This is a genomic window from Kribbella sp. NPDC051936 (genome assembly GCF_040680955.1).
Taxonomy (GTDB): domain Bacteria; phylum Actinomycetota; class Actinomycetes; order Propionibacteriales; family Kribbellaceae; genus Kribbella.
This window is the reverse complement of the sequence record NZ_JBFAXS010000002.1, coordinates 926,953-942,292: the sequence shown is the minus strand read 5'-3', so window position 1 is coordinate 942,292 and position 15,340 is coordinate 926,953. Positions and strand designations below refer to the sequence as shown.

The window sequence follows — 15,340 nt, the reverse complement described above, 5'->3', positions numbered from 1 at the left end:
GTTGCGCTGGTGCCGCAGATTCCGTGTCGGTCCGCGCCGGTCCTCCCGGTTCCGCCTGGGGCTGTGCTGGTACTGCGGGTTGCGTCTGCGACTGCGCTGATATCGCAGGCCCCGTCTCGGACTGCGCCAACTCGTCGGGTCTGGTCTCGGACTGTGCCGATACTCCCGGTGCGGACGCGAGGTGCGCGGGTGCTCCTTGGGCCTTCGCGCTCATTGGTTGTCCTCCTGCCTTGCGTGCTTGAGGTCCTGTACGTAGGCGTCCAGCCGGTCGAAGCTCTCGCTCCAGAACTGCTCGAAACCGCCGATCCACTCGTGGACCGGGCGCAGTCCGCGGGCGTCGAGTCCGTACAGGCGCTGTTTACCTGCTTTGCGGTCCTGCACCAGCCCGACCTCCCTGAGTACCCGCAGGTGCTTGGATGCGCCGGGCTGGGTCATGCCTAGCTCTTGGGCCAGCTCGGTCACCGGGCGTTCGCCTGTCCGCAACAGCACCAGGATCTGCCGGCGCTGCGGCTCGGCGATGGCGTTGAAGACGTCGGACGTCGTGGCTGCTCGTGCCATGAACGTCATCATATGCCTATATGGGCATGCGTCAAGGATGGGTGTGATGCCGGGCCGCGGCGGCTCGGGCGGTGCGTCGTGCTGGGGACGGATCGTGAGCCGAGCGGGTCGTGCACCGGCCGCGTTGGCCGAGCAGGGCAGCGCACGCCGTCGGGTTGGGCGGGCGGCAGGGATCGTTCGGCGGGCTGAGTTGTTGCTCGGTCACCTGCCTGGCGTGCGGATGTGCCTGGGGCGGCCGCGGTGCCTAGCGGCTGTACGAGGCGGGACGCGCGGCTGGTCCGGGACGTCGACTCGGTCCGGTCCGGTCCGGTGGGCATGGTGGGCTCGGCGTGCCGCGGTGGGGCGCGATGCGAGTCGGGATGACGCGTTGGGGGTCGGCGTGAACCGGCTGGGTTCGACGCGACCCGGCGTGATCCGGGCGGGCTCGGGGGGATTGCGGCTCGAGCGGCTTGGGGTGGGGGGAGAGGGCTGGGGTGGCGCGGGAGTGGGTGGAGGTTAGAGGGGGCGTTCTACGGCGGTGGTGGGGTTGAGGAAGAGGAGCACGGGCGGGGCGGTGTTGGGGAGGATTTGGGCGTAGGCCTGGAGTTGGGGGGCGTAGTAGGCGACTCTCGCGTCCAGGGCTGAGGCGGGGATGACGTCGGTTTTGTAGTCGACGATGGTCAGGCGGCCGTCGTCTTCGCGGTAGATGAGGTCGACGAAGCCTTCGAGGATGGTGCCGTCGGGTTGCTCGGTGCCGACGTACGACTCGCGCCAGTGGTCGCGAGCTGCGGCGCGTTGTACGACGTCGGATGCCAGGGCTGAGCGGACAAGGGCGGTGACCACGTCGGCGTACTCGAGGACGCCCTCGGCGAGGCATTGCGTTGACACGGCGGCTTCCAGGCCGGCGCCGGTGGAGAGGTCGACGACCTGGAGTACGGCGTGGACGGCGCGGCCGATTGCGGTGCCGTAGCGGCCCTTGGACCAGGGCGGGAGTTCGAGGTCGCGGGCGGCCTTCGCGGTGCCGGGGTCGACGGGTTCGTGGTCGGAGCCGGAAGCAGGATCTGTGAGGGCGAGCTCGGGGCCCGTGCCCTCCAAGCCGGAGGCTGATCGGGCGGAGGGGCGGCGGCTGGCGGATTGCGCGGCGGTGGCTCGGGTTTCCCAATCGGTGCGGGAGATGGGTGGGGTGACGTCGGGGCTGGCGGTGGGCTCGCGGTCGGGGACCGGCGGGCTGGTGAAGACGGTGGCGTGCGGTGCGTCGGCGCCGCCGGCGGTGGCGAGGAGCTCGGCGTTGCTGGTGTGGCGGCGGTTGCCGGAGCGGTGCAGCGAGACGACCAGGTGGTCGCGGGCGCGCGTCGCGGCGACGTACAGGAGGCGTCGGCGTTCGTAGTCGTCCATCTGCTCGTCGACGGGCTGGACGAGGTCGAAGTCCTCGGTCTGGACGGAGGACTTCAGCTTGACGGCGTACCCGCCGGTGAGCGGCCAGAGGACCTGGACCCCGCGCTGGCGGTTCGGGGACGCGGTCATGCCGGAGAGGATGACGATCGGGAACTCGAGACCCTTCGCGGCGTGGATCGTCATCACCCGGACGGCGTCGGCGTCGGTCTCGGGCAGCACCGCCTCGGCCACGCGGGACGTCTCCTCGCCCTGGTGGGCGGCCCAGGCCAGGTACGAGCGGAGGCCGCCGTGCTCGACCTCGGACCACGCGCGGGCCTGGTCGACGACGAACCGGATCCGCCGCCAGGCGTCGCGGGCGCGCGGGCCGATCGCGGCGACTTCGAGCATCCGGCGGTCGGCGACGATCTTCGCGAGGACCTCGCTGGGGGTGAGCCAGCGGGCGGCGTAGTACGTCCGGCGGAGCCACTCCATCGCCTCGGCGACCGGGTGGGTGAGGAGCTGGTCGGGGACCGGGGCGGTGAGGATGAATCGGCCGCCGTCGCGTTTCCAGGTGTACAGGTCGTCGTCGCCGCAGCCGAACAGCGGCGAGCGGAGCGTGGTGACGAGCGCGAGCTGGTCGCTCGGGTCGCCGAGCGCGCGGGCGCAGGCGAGCAGGTCGCGGACCTCGGCGGTCTGGTAGACGAGCGAGCTGGCTTCCGCGCGGTACGGGATGTCGGCGCGGTCTAGCGCGTCCTCCAGGAACGGGAGCGAGGTGCGGGCCGGGACGAGGACCGCGATGTCGCCGGCTTCCGCGGGGCGCCAGGTTTCCGTGCGCTCGTCGTACACCAGCCAGCCGTCGCGGAGGGCCTCTTCGATGACGGAGGCGACGTCGGTGGCCTCGCGTTCGCGCAGGACTGAGGCTTGCGCGCGGGGCAGGTCGTCGTGCGGTACGGCGCCGAGGATCGTCACGGCCGGGCCGGCCGCTGGATCCTCGGGTGCTTCCTCGACCGGTACGTCGACGGCGTCGTCGCGGCGGCGGAACGGGAGGACCGCGGCGAGGTCAGCCACCTCGTCGGGAGAGGGCTCGTCGAACAGCGTGGGCTCGTCGAAGATCGAGAGCTGGTCGCCCTGGACCGGCTCGGGGTACGTCGGGCCGGGCTCGTCCTGGTCAGGTCGGCTGCCCAGGCGCGACGGGCGTGAGGTGCCGGCGGATGACAGCGAACCGGCAGCCGAAGTGGCGGTGGTCGGGTTGGTGCGGTGGGGGGCGAGGGACTGGTACGACGGCTGCGCCGACTCCTGCGGCTGGATCAGTGTGCCGAACACGGTGTTGATCCACTGCAGGATCGCCGGCACCGTGCGGAAGTTCGTGGTGAGGGCGACCGTCTCGCCGAGCAGCTCCTGGGCGGTGAGGTACGTCGCGATGTTGGCGCGCCGGAACCGGTAGATCGACTGTTTCGGGTCGCCGACCACGAACAGCCGCCCCTCGGGAACCTCGACGTCCTGCCAGTCCGGCGCGTCGGCCTCCGCGCCGCCGGCGATCCGGACCGCGAGCTCGATCTGGATCGGGTCGGTGTCCTGGAACTCGTCCAGCAGCAACCGCTCGAACCGCTCCTGCAGCGCAGCACGCACGTCCGCGTCGCGGCGGAGCAGGTCACGCGCGAGCACCAGCAGGTCGTGGAACTCCAGCCGGCCCTCGGCCCGCCGCAGCTCCGCCGACTCCAGCACCCGCTCCGCGATCCAGTGTGAAAGGTGCCGAAGGCAAGCATCAAGGAGCAGCTCGACGAGGGAACCGGCGACCTCGACGACCTCGGTGCAGTCCGCGCGGACCTTCGCGATGTCCGGCCAGTTCTCCTTCCGCCCGATCCGGCCCACCTTCAGGCCGCGGAACGTCTGCAGCAGCGCGAGCTGCGTCTCCTGGTCGGATGCGGCGTCGAGCATCAGGCCGAGCTCCCGGATCTGCTGGACCTTCGGCAGCAGCCGGTCGTCGGCGTCGAGGCAGGAATCGGCCGCGGCGCCGATCTGCGCGGCCGCGGCGACCAGGCCGCCGAGGTCGGGCATCGCGACCAGCTCGGGCGGGTCGACCAGGACCCGGTCCGCGATCAGGTCCCAGTCGTTGCCGAACAGGCGGGCCAGCGACCGGAGGTGCTTCAGCTCGACACCGACGGCCATCGCGAGCAGCAGCGGCTCGGCGATCGAGTCGTCGTCGAGAAGTTGCTGCTGCAGCTCGGCCCAGCGTTCCTCGAAGGCGACCGACGAGCCGACCTCGTCGAGGACGTCGATGAGCGGCGGCAGCCCGGCCTCGATCGGATGCGCGAGCAGGATCTGCTGCGCGAACGCGTGCAGCGTCCCGATCGACGCCGAGTCCAGATCGTCGAGCGCCGCATCGGCGAGCCGGCCGGCCGAGCCCTTGCGCGCCCGCTCGAACTCGACCCGCAGCCGGTCCCGCAGCTCCGCCCCGGCTTTCTCGGTGAAGGTCACAGCGGCGACGGTCCGCAGCGGTACGCCGTCGCGCAGCACCAGCGTGGCGACCCGGTCGACCAGCGCGTGCGTCTTCCCCGACCCGGCACCCGCCTCCACGAACAGCGTGGTGTCGGTGTCGGACCGGATCCGGTCGCGCGCGGCCCCGTCGAGCAACTGCTCGGTCATCGGCAGCCTCCTGGCCGGAGCATCGGGCGGCGACGGCTACTCATCCGAGGCCACCTCCAGCGCGGTCGGGTCGATGAGCCGCACCAGGCGCTCGAGGACGGGGTCGTGACGTTTGCGGTCCCACCGGGCCCGGACCTCGCTGTGCCCCAGGCTGTCGGGATTGCAGTACGGGCACTGCACCCACAGGAAGTCGGGCACCTCGGGCGCCTTCGGCGGGAAGAACCCGGCCGCGATCGACGACACGATCACGTCGAGCGTGTCGACGTACCGCGCCTCGACCTCGGGCGTCAGCGGGACCGGGATCCGTTTGCCGCCGCGGCGGACGAACCAGTACGACGCCTCGACCGGGGTGGACGGCTCGCCCAGGCGCGCGCGGGCGGCGTACGCGTACACGGGCAGCTGGAGCTTCGTCCCGCCGGCGACGGGATCCGTTTCGATGCCCTCGTACCGCGAGAAGCCGCCGGTCTTCACGTCGGTGACGTAGATCGTGCCGTCCGCGCCGAGGTCGACCTTGTCCGCGGACCCGCGCAACAGCACCCGTCCGGACGGCACCGGGATCTCGACGGGCGGCTCGCCGTCGAACCCGAACGTCAACTCGCTGGCCACGACCGACGCGTTCCGCTCCGAACGCCAGCGGTCGTCGTCGGTGAGCAGCATCATCAGATCGCCGAGGATCCGCAACCGCTCGCGCTGCCACAGCCGGGGGTGACCGGTCAGGCCCTCGGCCTCGAACTGGTCCGCGAGATCCGCGCCGATCGCCAGCAGCAGCGACCGCTGCTCCTCCGTCCAGGGCTCGCCGTACCCAGGCAGCGAACCGGCGAGCCGGGTGACGAAGGCGTCGAGGCTGTTGTGGATCAGGTTGCCCACCTGGACGGGAGAGATGACGAGCAGATCCTCCGGAGCCTCCAACGGCTCCACCTGGAGCAGCCGCTCGACGAAATACGCGTGCGGGCACGTCGCATACGACTCCAGGGAGGTCGGCGAGGCGATCCGGTCCTCGACCGCGAACTCGGGCAGACCCGACACGCCGGACAGGTCGCCGTCGAAGCGGGTGAACGCGCTGGAAGCACGCCCCCGCAGCAATTCCCGGGCCTGCACGAGCACCCGGTCCTGCACCCACAACTTCGCCGCGGCGGCCCGCGTCTGCCACTCCTGCTCGGTCGCCGGCATCGTTGCCGTGGTCAACGAACCGGCGTACGACGCCGACGTCCGCAACATCTCGCCGTACCGATCCCATTGCGTCGCCGGCAGACCGTGGTCACCGGTCAGCTCCCGCAGCGATCCGAGCAACCAGCGCGTCGGCAGCCGTCGCGACGACCGGCGCAGATCGCCGCGCGGGAACGACGCCACCACGCGCGCGCCCGCCGAGAACGCGACCAGCAGGTGCCGCTGCTTCTCGTCCAGACGATCGCGGAACGACGCGAGCTCGGGCGCGGCTGCCTCGCGCACCCGGTGGGGGAGCAGCGCGTCCTCGTGGACCCGGCCCGGATACAGATCCTCGGACAGACCGACGACGTACACGATGTCGGCCGACAACCCGACGCTCGCCGACAACGGCGCCACCAGAACGCCGGTGCCGAAGGAGCCGACGCGGGGGAGTGACTGCTGCAGCTCCAGATCGAGAACGTCCCGCAGGACGGCGAGACTCGCCGGCGTCCCGAGCTCATCGAGTGTCGACAGACCCTTCAACGACCCCTCGACGGCGGCCGCGGCGTACTGCTCCTCGATCGGCAGCGACGAGTAGTCCCCGAGCAAGTCATGGAAGAGCTGCAGCACGCCCTCGGACAGCGAGGACCACGTCTCAAGCTCTGCCAGGCTCCCGAGCCGTCGACGCAGGGTCGAAGCGAACCTGTGCAGGCGCTCGGCCATCGAAGCGTTGTACTGCGCGCGCCGGATCGCGGCCGGCCGGGGATCCTCGGCGGCTTCCTCCTGGTCGGCGGTCCGCCGCTCGGACTCGGCATACCGCGCCAGGCGGGTGTCCCAGTCGTCGCCGCGCACCACCCCGGCCGCCCGCGACATCCGCTCCCACTGCGGCACCGGGATGCGCTCGCCGGCGAAGTCCCGCGTCGGCGCGTTCGCCAGCGCACGGAACACGTCCGCGCGCGGCAGATCCTGGTCGACGAGCGCCAGCACTTCGAGCAGCGTGCGCGCGATCGCCCGCTCGTGCACCGGACGCGTCCCCGGTCCGTTGACCTCGATGCGCGCGGCGCCCAGGTGCTCGTGCAGAAGCCGTGCGTACGGCGAGGCCGCGGCGTACAGCACCGCGATCCGATGCGCCGGCGTGTGCTCCAGGGCCGCGACGACGTCACGCACCACGCAACGCACCTCGTCGTCGGCGTCGGACGCGTTCAGGATCTCGGTGGCGACCGGGTAGTTCTTCGAGATCGACGGCGGCAGGTCGATCCCGATCCGCTCGAGCGATCGCCGGACCGCGCGATCGGCCCGTCGTACGTCCGTCAACCCGACGATGACGGTGAGATCGGCCGCGGCGTCGCCGAGCGCGGCGACGAAAGCAGCCTGGGACTGGGTGAGCTCCTGGGGGAGATACAGCACGAGTGCCCCGAGCTCGCCGACGACCTCGGGCGCCGCCGCGATGCGGGCCGCGGCGGCGCGCAGCAGGTCGGTCTCGTCGTACCACTCGGCGGCCAGCTCGGTGGTGACATAGCGATGCAGCCGAACCAGGTCGGGGCCGAGCGCCGACGCGTGCGCGACGTTGTCGAGCGCGGGATCGGTGAGGTCGCGGAGCTCACGATGCGCGGATGCGAGCGCTTGAATGGTCGACGGGTGCTCGGCGACTTCCTCGAAGATCCCGGGAGCCTTCGCGAGCGCCGTCCGCCAGGTGGCCGCGACGATCGGCCGGGTGGCTGGACGACGCGGCGTCAGCAGACCGGCCGCGATCTGCTCGGCCAGCCGCTCGAGGGTCGCCAGATACAGCCCGCCGATCGACGAGCGGGCGAGGTGACGGCGGGCGACGACGCCGGCCAGATTGTTCGGCAGGAGCAGGGTGACAGGGGTCATCGGATCGTCGGCCTTCAGCCGCGCGACGACGGTGTGCAGGCGCTCCAGAGCAGCGGCGCCGTACGCCGTGCTCTCGATCCGGGTCGTGCTCACTCCAGCCCCCGATCCGTCCACTGTCACCGCACTGTCACCGCAGACCGTAAACCCTGCCACGGACAGAAAGATGACGGGGCGCGAAACGCCAAGGTTTCTGCAGGGTCGGCGGCTGCCTCGCACAATGAAGAAGTGACCAGGGAGACGCGGTTCGCGCGGGTGTTGCTCGTGCTCGTTCTCGCGCCCTCCGGCGGGCTGTTCGGCAAGGCCGTCGCCGAGGCCGCGCAGGCCCGTCCGTGGTGGCCGTGGCTGGTCGCCTCGCTCGGCTGGCTGCTGCTGTCCGGCGCGATCTCGATGGCCGTGTCGCATCATGACGCCGAGCACAGATAATGCTCCGATGGCCGCCGCGGTGCATCACGTCGAGATCTGGGTCCCGGACCTGTCCCGGGCCGTCACGAGTTGGGGCTGGGTCCTCAACCGGCTGGGCTGGAAGGACGGTGACGGCTGGCCGGGCGGGATGACCTGGGCCGCCCCGGACGGCTGCTATGTCGTCGTCGAGCAGAGCCCGGCGATGTCGGCCGCCGAGCACGACCGGATGCGGCCCGGGATGAACCATCTGGCACTGAACGCGGGCAGCCGGGCCGAGGTCGACGGCATCGTCGCGGAGGCCGCCGAGCACGGCTGGACGCTGATGTTCGCGGACCGTCATCCGTACGCCGGCGGGCCGCAGCATTACGCCGCCTTCCTCCACAACACCGACGGCTACGAGCTCGAGATCGTCGCTCCTGATTAGCAGGTGAGACTACTGATACCTGGAGTGACCACTGGGGCCACTGGTGTGACATGGTTACACCAGGCAATCAACGGGGCAATCAGTACGGTCGCGGGGCAAGTGTGGAAGGACGATGCTCGTGACGGAGAAGCCTGACGGGGGAAGTGCGCCCGGTCCGGCCGCACCGGAGCTCCTGGAAGCGCGGATCCGCGGTTTGCAGCATGCGCTGGGGCAGTTGCTGGACAACGCCCGCCGCCTGACGTACGGCGAGCACCAGCGCGCCGTGAAGCTGCACCGGCAACTGCAAGAACAGACGGCGGCGGCCCGGCGGGAGTCGCGGTCGCTGGTCGACGCCAAGACGGCGGAGGCGCTGTCCGACGCGGAGCCCCGGGCCCGGCTGCTCGCGGACCGGCTTGCCCCCGGACTGGCATCGATCCCGCCGAACGACGCCCGCTGGCGTTCGCGGCAGCTGATCGGCGCGGGCGTCCCGGCGTACGTGCGGGTCGGCGAGCTGGAGGCCGGTACGCCGGTCGTCGCGCCGCTGCTGCGCACCAACGGCTGGAAGGTGACCGGCGACCGCCACGAGTCCGCTCGCCGCCTGCTGCAGAGCATCGCGCTGCGGCTGGTCGCGGCGTCGGAACCGTTCCGGCTGCGCATCGACGCGTTCGACCCGAAGCTGACCGGGATGATGGGCCTGCTCGGGCACCTGACCACGAAGTACCCGCAATTGGTGCCTAGGGCAACGCATACGGCGGAACAGCTGCACACGGTGCTGTCCGGCCTCGTCGACGTGTCGTCGCTGCGGGCCAGCCGGCAGGCGCAACTCGGGCACGAGCGCTTCGAGGACCTGCTGAAGGAGACCGGTCAGGTCACCGATCCCTATCGGGTGGTCGTCCTGTTCGACTACCCGTTCGGCATCGACACACTCGCCCAGCGCGACCTGCTCCGGCTGGCCGCGACCGCCGGCCGGCGCGGCATCTGCTTCCTCGTCCACTACGACGCGTCGACGGCCGCCGAGCTCGACGTCGACTCGAAACAGTTGCTCGATCTCCTCAATCCGGTTGCCATCGTCAACGACCGGGTCGAGATCGCGCAGCTGCCGCCGGCCCGGCTGGATCCGCCGTTCGACGCGACCGTCGCCGCGGGGATCTGCGACGTGATCGCCGAGCAGGCCGAGATCGCCGTCCTCCCGACCATCGACTTCGACCGGACGCTGCCGGACCGCTCGACCTGGTGGCAACCGGTCAAGGACGAGATCGGCACGGTGATCGGGTACGACGACCGCACGCCGGCGTTGGTGCGGCTGCGTAGCGGCAACCCGGCCCTGCCGCATGTGCTGGTCGGCGGCGCGGTCGGCCAAGGCAAGTCGAACCTGCTGCTCGTGCTCATCCACGGACTGGCCGCGCGCTACTCGCCGTCCGACCTGGAGATGTACCTGCTGGACTTCAAGCACGGTGTCGAGTTCTCGGCGCTCGGCCCCGGCCCGGATCGGCCGCACTGGCTGCCGCAGATCAGGGTGCTCGGGGTGCACAGCGACCGCGCGTTCGGTCTCGCCGTACTGCGTCACCTGTCGGACGAGCTCGCCCGGCGCAGCGAGATCTTCAAGTCGCACGGGAACGTCGCGGACATCGCGGAGCTCCCCGCGGGCCCGGGGCGGCCGCCGCGGATCCTCGTCGTACTCGACGAGTTCCAGGTGCTGCTCGAGGACGACGACGAGTTGGCGGACGAGGCGGCGAAGCTGCTCGAGCGGCTGGTCCGGTTGGGGCGCGCGTACGGCGTGCACGTTGTGCTGGCGACGCAGACGATCGAGGGGGTGAAGCGGCTGTCGACGCGGCGGGACTCGATCTTCGGCCAGGTGCCGTACCGGATCGCGTTGAAGACGACACCGGCCGACTCGCAGGCAATTCTGCGCAGTGGGAACACAGCGGCGGCGGAGCTGCAGTTCCGCGGCGAGGCCGTGCTGAACGCGAACTTCGGCTCGCCGGACGACAACCAGCATGTGCTCGTGAGCTTCGCGGACAAGGCCGTGCTGGACTCTCTGCGGCAGGAGCTGTGGACGCGGGCTGGTACGGCGGTGCACCCGCCGCGGGTGTTCCACCTGGCCGAGCCTGCGCGGCTGGCGGACACGGCGACGGCGGTGAAGCCCGAGCTCGGCCGGCCGTGGACCGGGCTGCCGATCGCGGTGACCGAGGAGCCGGTCGCGGTCGAGGTGCAGCCCGAGCCCGGCGCCGGCGTACTCGTGCTGGGCGACGGGCCGGCGGACGCTCTCGGCGTGCTGACCGGGTTGGCGGTGTCGACGGCCGCCGGGGCAATGGAGCCGCCACGCTTCCTCTTCGTCGACGGTACGAACTCCGCACCGTCTGTTGCCGAGGGCAAGGATGCGCTGGTGCAGGTGCTGCGGCAGCTCGGGTGCGAGGTCGAGACCGTCGACAAGCACGATGACATCGCACCGCGGCTGTTCGCGCTGCGGGACGCGATGCGGAGCGGGGAGGCCGCGGGGACGTATCTGCTCGGGTTCGGGTTCCACGGCGTACCGCGGATGCAAGTGCATGCCGAGGGGTTCTTCGAGAGCCCGGCGAACGTGCTGCAGGACATCGTGCGGGATGGGCCGGCGCACGGGCTGATCACGTTCGGGTGGTGGAACCGGCTGCACGTCTGCACCGAACAGCTCGGGTACGGGCGCGCGAACGTGGCGACGCATCTGTTCCTGCGGCACCCGCAGGACGGCGTACGCGCGGTGGCGGGTCCGCTGGTGCGCTGGGCGTCCGAGCCGCACCGGGCGTTGCTGTGGGACGGGTTGCATCCGGAGGCGCAGGTCGTCGTACCGTACGCGGCGCTGCGGTCGGACGAGGTGGATCGCGCGGTGGAGCTGGTGCGGCGATGAAGACCGAAGAGCAGGAGTGGTCGGAGTACACGCGTGCGCTCCGGACGGTCGCGATGGCGCGGGCCGACGCGCAGCAGGCGCAGGACCGGGTGACGGCGCACAAGTCGAAAGCGGAGGCGACCGCGGCGGCCGAGGCCGATGCGATGGCCGAGCGCGGGCGCAAGCTGCAGACGCGGCTCAACTCGCTCGCCGAGAAGGCCGCCGAGAGCCTGCAGCGCGCCGGGCTGCCCGCGGAAGGGACACGGGCGAACCACACGCTGCCCGAGATCCGTGCGCTGAACGACATCGAGAAGATCGCCGAGCGGATCACCGAACAGCTCGCCGAGAGCGTCGACCAGTTGGAGGAGCTGCGGACCAAGGCCCGGGCCCTCCAGGAGCGGCGCAAGCGGCGTACCATCAGCGCGGTCCTGGCGCTGGCCGGGTTCGTGCTGGTGTGGGTGCTGACCGGCTCGTTCCTGGCCGGGGTCGAGGCCGCGGCGATCGCCGCCGTCACGATGCTGGCCGCGTCGCGGGTGCTCGGGCTGCCCCGGCTGCCCGGCGCGCGCTGGTGGGGCTGGGGCGGTGCCGCCGCGGTGCTCGTGCTGATGGCGGCCGGGCTGCCTTGGTGGCTCGGGATCCTGGTGCCGGTCGTGGTGGCGGGTACGGCGATCGTGCTGCCGAAGAAGCGCAACTAGTTTGGGAGTGGGTTGAGGTGTCGGACGTACTACGGCTCAAGGAACAGCTGCACCAGGTCTCGATGGAGGCCAAGCAGGCGGCGGGCGGCCTGGCCGGGTTCAAGCTCAGGTTCACTCAGCACAGTCAGCTGGTGGAGAGCCTGATCGCGGGTACGGCCACCGGCATCGACCGCGACATCACCGAGATCCTCGAAGCCGCGAGCAAGGCCGTGGAGCAGGCCGCCGAGGCACTCGAGATCGCCTCGGCCGGCTGCAAGAACTACGCCGACCAGATCTGACGCCCGAGTCACCACGGTGCCGTCCGAGCTGCAGCGGGTCGCCCGCGGCCTGGTCGACTGCTTCGACGAGATCCCGCGTGTCGTCGAGCAGCTCACGCGTACGGCGGCTCGCTGCCGGGAGAACGCCCAGCTGGCACTGCTGGCGTCCCGCGGCCAGGCCACCGTCGCCGCCCAGCAACTCGACGCCGCGGCCCGTGCCTGCGAAGCCGCCGCCCATTTCCTGTCGATGGCCCCACCGAAGGCCCGCGGCTGGGCCGAAGGCCTCGTCGGCGACAGCGGCCCGTCCACGAACCGCCCGTCCTCGGACTCAGCCAAGCGCAACCGCGCCACCGGCGGATCGGTCGATCTGAAGACCAAGCGCCTCAGCGTTACCTACGAAGATGTCGAAGTCCCCGAGGACGATGAGCCCGCCGTCATCACCGTCGCCCGCAAAGCCTTCGAGAAGTACCGCAAGGCCCGCGAGAAGGACGACGAGAACCGCGACGACCCGGAACCGTTGGAACTCGAGATCACCGTCACCGAAACCGGCGAGCTGATGTTCGAGGAACCCGACAAGAAGGAAGAGCAAGAGCGCTCAGAACGCCTGACCCGCGACTTCGAGTTCACAGCGACCTCCGACGAGACCCAGGAGCCCGAGCAACCGGACGAGGAGGAAGAGCAGGAACGCGCGGAACGCCTGGCTCGCGACTTTGAGATCGACGTGGAGCTCGCCGAGGCGGTCAAAGCCTTGCTCGAGGCAATGACCGAGGACGGGAACCGCCACTGGGAGCGCGCCACTGTCACCATCACCACAGACCAGCTCGAAGCCACCTTCGACCTCTCGGAAGATCCGCACCTCGAACCGCTCGTCGTCGACATCCACCTGCCCGAGATCGCCGGTCCGGAGGTGGAGCCGGAGGACCTGGACCGCGACTTCGCTTCGTACCGGCAGCGGCTCACCGAAGCGGGCCGGGTCCGGCCGATCGTGGGTTCCGGTCCCGAGGCCGAGTTCCAGCGCCGGCATTGCGGCCCGATCGAGTTCCGGCTGACCCGGGACGAGCGGCTGCCGCGCGCGGTGTGGGCCGACGGGCTAGACCAGCTCCTGCGGCGAGCCCAGGACGCGAAGTACGTCGCTCCGACCTCCGACTCGTCGTTCTACCGGCCGGACTCGTTGCCTCCGTTCCTGCGCAAGATCGCGGAGGAGAAGAACGATCACATGCTGCTCAAGTACCGGGAAGTCATCGACGACGACACCAATCCAGTCGAGGGGCTCGAGATCATCACCAACGACGGGGCTGCGGCGGCATACTTCGAGGACCGTATGCGAGCGCTGGAGATACCGGGCCAGGTGACTCTGATGCAAAGGGAAGGCTTATGACGGAGTACATCGTTGCGCCACTCGAGGAGCCTGAGTGGGTGGTGGACACCGGGCGCTTCGCGGAGGCCTTGGCCGAGCGCTGGCCGGCGGCGCGGGTCGAGACCGGGGCGGTCCCGGGGTCGACGATGGCGCTCGAGGCCTTGATTCCTCTGGAGCCGGCGCCGCGGGAGCTCGGGGTTGCGCTGAGTGGGTCCGGGCAGGCTGTGAGTCTGGAGCCTGCGGACGCGGAGGCGGCGGCCGACTTCGCGGAGTGGTTCGTCAGGGTCGTGCTGCCCGGGCAGTCAGGAGTACACCTGATCGAGCCCGCCTCGATGCGGACCGTGGAGCTGACCGGCGATCTGACCGCGGCCGAGATCCGGCAACGGATCGGCTGACTCCGTGTCGATCTCCGGCGACCGTGGAAGTGATTCTCACGGGCTGTGAGAAATTTCCCGGGATTCGCGTCATGAACCGCTCGTGGGGTCGTCACTTCCTGTGAACCCATCCCCACAGGGCAGTGGAAGGGATTGACGTGAAGGGTTGGCTTGCGAGGGCGTTGGTGGGATCCGGCTCGATTCGGTGCCGGGTGTGTTGAAATGGCCGACGGTGCGGTCCGGGTGGAGCGTCGTCGGGTCAGGGTCTGGTTCGGGGATCATGTGGTCGCCGACTACCGGGCCGAGGCGGAGTTGGCCGAGCGGTACGCGGCGGCCATGTCGCGCAGGTTCGCCGGGTTGCGGGTGACGAGCGACCCGATTCCGGACCACGATCCAGGACCGGGGCGGAGGCTGCCGGGGGAGCGGCTGTGGGAGGTCGCGCCGACATGAGCTCCCGTCGCTTCCGGTTGATCCGTCATCAGGACGTCTCCGGTGTCAGCGGCACCGGACCCGTCGCCGAGGGGGTGCAGTTCACCGACGGCGCGGTCGCGCTGCGCTGGTACGGCGACTACCCGACCACGACGGTCTGGGACAGCATCGAGTCGGTGGTCGCGATCCACGGGCACGGCGGTGCCACGGTGATCGAGTGGCTCGATCCGGAGTTGGGTCCCGATCCCGACCTGAGGCTGCCGCCGCGCGAGTCGCTTCCGCCCCGGCCGTGGCCGGATCTGCACTCCACGACCGAGCGGCAGGACCCCGACCCGCTGCATTCCGACCGCGACCTCGGTCCGCACGGCGCGGCGCCGCCGTCCGCGTGGCCGTCGTACCGGGTCTTCCGCTGAGGTTGCGATCCACCGGTGCCGGGTGACCCCTTCCGGCACCGGTCACCTCGGTACGGCGTACGCCCGGGCGAGCCGGCGTACGCCGTACCTGAGGATCAGCGGTACTCCTGCTCGTCCACCTTCTCGAGGTTGTAGAACGTGCCGGGCCCGTCGCAGAGCTCCATCATCCGCTCCGAGAATTCGGTGGTGTCGGCCCGCCGTGAGTTCTCCATCGCCGCTTCGTACGAGGCGAACTCGACGATCGCGAAGTAGCGCCCCGGCTCGTCCCGGTCGGCGCACGTCATGCCGCGCATCGGCGCCGCGCCGCCCGCGTCGGCTTCCCGCTTGGCGCGGAAGTCCTCCATCAGCGCCGCGATCTCGTCCGGCTTGGACGTGCGGTACTCGATGATCTGAACGAAACCAGCCATCTCTCCCCCTGCTGCCACAGACACTCACCCCTGGGTGTCCTGATGGTTCGACAGTGCGCCCGGATCGTGCGGCTGGCAAGGGGGCGACGATTACGGTGACCTGACGCGGGCGGCGGATCACCGACGGGAGTTTCTGCCCTCGGCAAAGGTGCTTGGGAATCGTTG

General features: G+C 70.5%; 13 protein-coding genes. 9 read left to right on the top strand and 4 right to left on the bottom strand.

Going from position 1 to position 15,340, the window contains the following annotated elements; genetic code table 11:
* Nucleotides 1–210: 210 nt before the first annotated feature.
* The 3 genes from AB0L64_RS10055 to AB0L64_RS10045 all read right to left on the bottom strand — a co-directional run bounded on the left by AB0L64_RS10055 (nt 211) and on the right by AB0L64_RS10045 (nt 7,668).
* Complete coding sequence (locus tag AB0L64_RS10055) at nt 211–558, bottom strand: metalloregulator ArsR/SmtB family transcription factor (protein WP_363709723.1); 348 nt, start codon at nt 556–558, stop codon at nt 211–213.
* Nucleotides 559–1,053: 495 nt separating this feature from the next.
* Nucleotides 1,054–4,557 carry a UvrD-helicase domain-containing protein gene (locus tag AB0L64_RS10050; protein ID WP_363709721.1) on the bottom strand — a complete coding sequence of 1,168 codons (3,504 nt, stop codon included), beginning with the start codon at nt 4,555–4,557 and terminating at the stop codon, nt 1,054–1,056.
* Nucleotides 4,558–4,593: 36 nt separating this feature from the next.
* A complete protein-coding gene (locus AB0L64_RS10045; protein ID WP_363709719.1) occupies nt 4,594–7,668 on the bottom strand; it encodes a PD-(D/E)XK nuclease family protein in 3,075 nt (1,024 codons plus the stop codon).
* Between the two features lie 132 nt (nt 7,669–7,800).
* Here AB0L64_RS10045 and AB0L64_RS10040 point away from each other — a divergent pair, with 132 nt between their 5' ends.
* The 9 genes from AB0L64_RS10040 (at nt 7,801) to AB0L64_RS10000 (ending at nt 14,768) form a co-directional block, all read left to right on the top strand.
* Complete coding sequence (locus tag AB0L64_RS10040) at nt 7,801–7,998, top strand: hypothetical protein (protein ID WP_355698345.1); 198 nt, start codon at nt 7,801–7,803, stop codon at nt 7,996–7,998.
* Between the two features lie 7 nt (nt 7,999–8,005).
* Entirely contained in the window at nt 8,006–8,401 is a 396-nt protein-coding gene (locus tag AB0L64_RS10035) for a VOC family protein (protein ID WP_359922425.1), read from the top strand.
* 118 nt (nt 8,402–8,519) lie between these two features.
* Nucleotides 8,520–11,264, top strand: coding sequence for an FtsK/SpoIIIE domain-containing protein (locus tag AB0L64_RS10030; RefSeq protein ID WP_363709716.1), 2,745 nt, complete (start codon nt 8,520–8,522; stop codon nt 11,262–11,264).
* A complete protein-coding gene (locus tag AB0L64_RS10025) occupies nt 11,261–11,938 on the top strand; it encodes a hypothetical protein (protein WP_363709714.1) in 678 nt (225 codons plus the stop codon). Before AB0L64_RS10030 ends, AB0L64_RS10025 begins: the two co-directional genes overlap by 4 nt.
* Before the next feature lie 17 nt (nt 11,939–11,955).
* A complete protein-coding gene (locus AB0L64_RS10020) occupies nt 11,956–12,216 on the top strand; it encodes a hypothetical protein (protein WP_130388988.1) in 261 nt (86 codons plus the stop codon).
* 16 nt (nt 12,217–12,232) lie between these two features.
* Entirely contained in the window at nt 12,233–13,573 is a 1,341-nt protein-coding gene (locus AB0L64_RS10015) for a restriction endonuclease fold toxin-2 domain-containing protein (RefSeq protein WP_363709712.1), read from the top strand.
* Nucleotides 13,570–13,947, top strand: coding sequence for a hypothetical protein (locus AB0L64_RS10010; RefSeq protein ID WP_363709710.1), 378 nt, complete (start codon nt 13,570–13,572; stop codon nt 13,945–13,947). Before AB0L64_RS10015 ends, AB0L64_RS10010 begins: the two co-directional genes overlap by 4 nt.
* Before the next feature lie 201 nt (nt 13,948–14,148).
* A complete protein-coding gene (locus tag AB0L64_RS10005) occupies nt 14,149–14,376 on the top strand; it encodes a hypothetical protein (RefSeq protein WP_359922441.1) in 228 nt (75 codons plus the stop codon).
* Nucleotides 14,373–14,768, top strand: coding sequence for a hypothetical protein (locus AB0L64_RS10000; RefSeq protein ID WP_363709708.1), 396 nt, complete (start codon nt 14,373–14,375; stop codon nt 14,766–14,768). Before AB0L64_RS10005 ends, AB0L64_RS10000 begins: the two co-directional genes overlap by 4 nt.
* 95 nt (nt 14,769–14,863) lie before the next feature.
* Here the strand turns inward: AB0L64_RS10000 and AB0L64_RS09995 are convergent, their stop codons facing one another.
* Entirely contained in the window at nt 14,864–15,175 is a 312-nt protein-coding gene (locus tag AB0L64_RS09995; RefSeq protein WP_363709706.1) for a hypothetical protein, read from the bottom strand.
* Nucleotides 15,176–15,340: the final 165 nt, after the last annotated feature.

Coding starts and splice junctions, on each gene's coding strand:
- AB0L64_RS10050 (WP_363709721.1), bottom strand. CDS start 4,557: ATGACCGAGCAGTTGCTCGACGGGGCCGCGCGCGACCGGATCCGGTCC.
- AB0L64_RS10025 (WP_363709714.1), top strand. CDS start 11,261: ATGAAGACCGAAGAGCAGGAGTGGTCGGAGTACACGCGTGCGCTCCGG.
- AB0L64_RS10035 (WP_359922425.1), top strand. CDS start 8,006: ATGGCCGCCGCGGTGCATCACGTCGAGATCTGGGTCCCGGACCTGTCC.
- AB0L64_RS10005 (WP_359922441.1), top strand. CDS start 14,149: ATGGCCGACGGTGCGGTCCGGGTGGAGCGTCGTCGGGTCAGGGTCTGG.
- AB0L64_RS10010 (WP_363709710.1), top strand. CDS start 13,570: ATGACGGAGTACATCGTTGCGCCACTCGAGGAGCCTGAGTGGGTGGTG.
- AB0L64_RS10000 (WP_363709708.1), top strand. CDS start 14,373: ATGAGCTCCCGTCGCTTCCGGTTGATCCGTCATCAGGACGTCTCCGGT.
- AB0L64_RS09995 (WP_363709706.1), bottom strand. CDS start 15,175: ATGGCTGGTTTCGTTCAGATCATCGAGTACCGCACGTCCAAGCCGGAC.
- AB0L64_RS10055 (WP_363709723.1), bottom strand. CDS start 558: ATGGCACGAGCAGCCACGACGTCCGACGTCTTCAACGCCATCGCCGAG.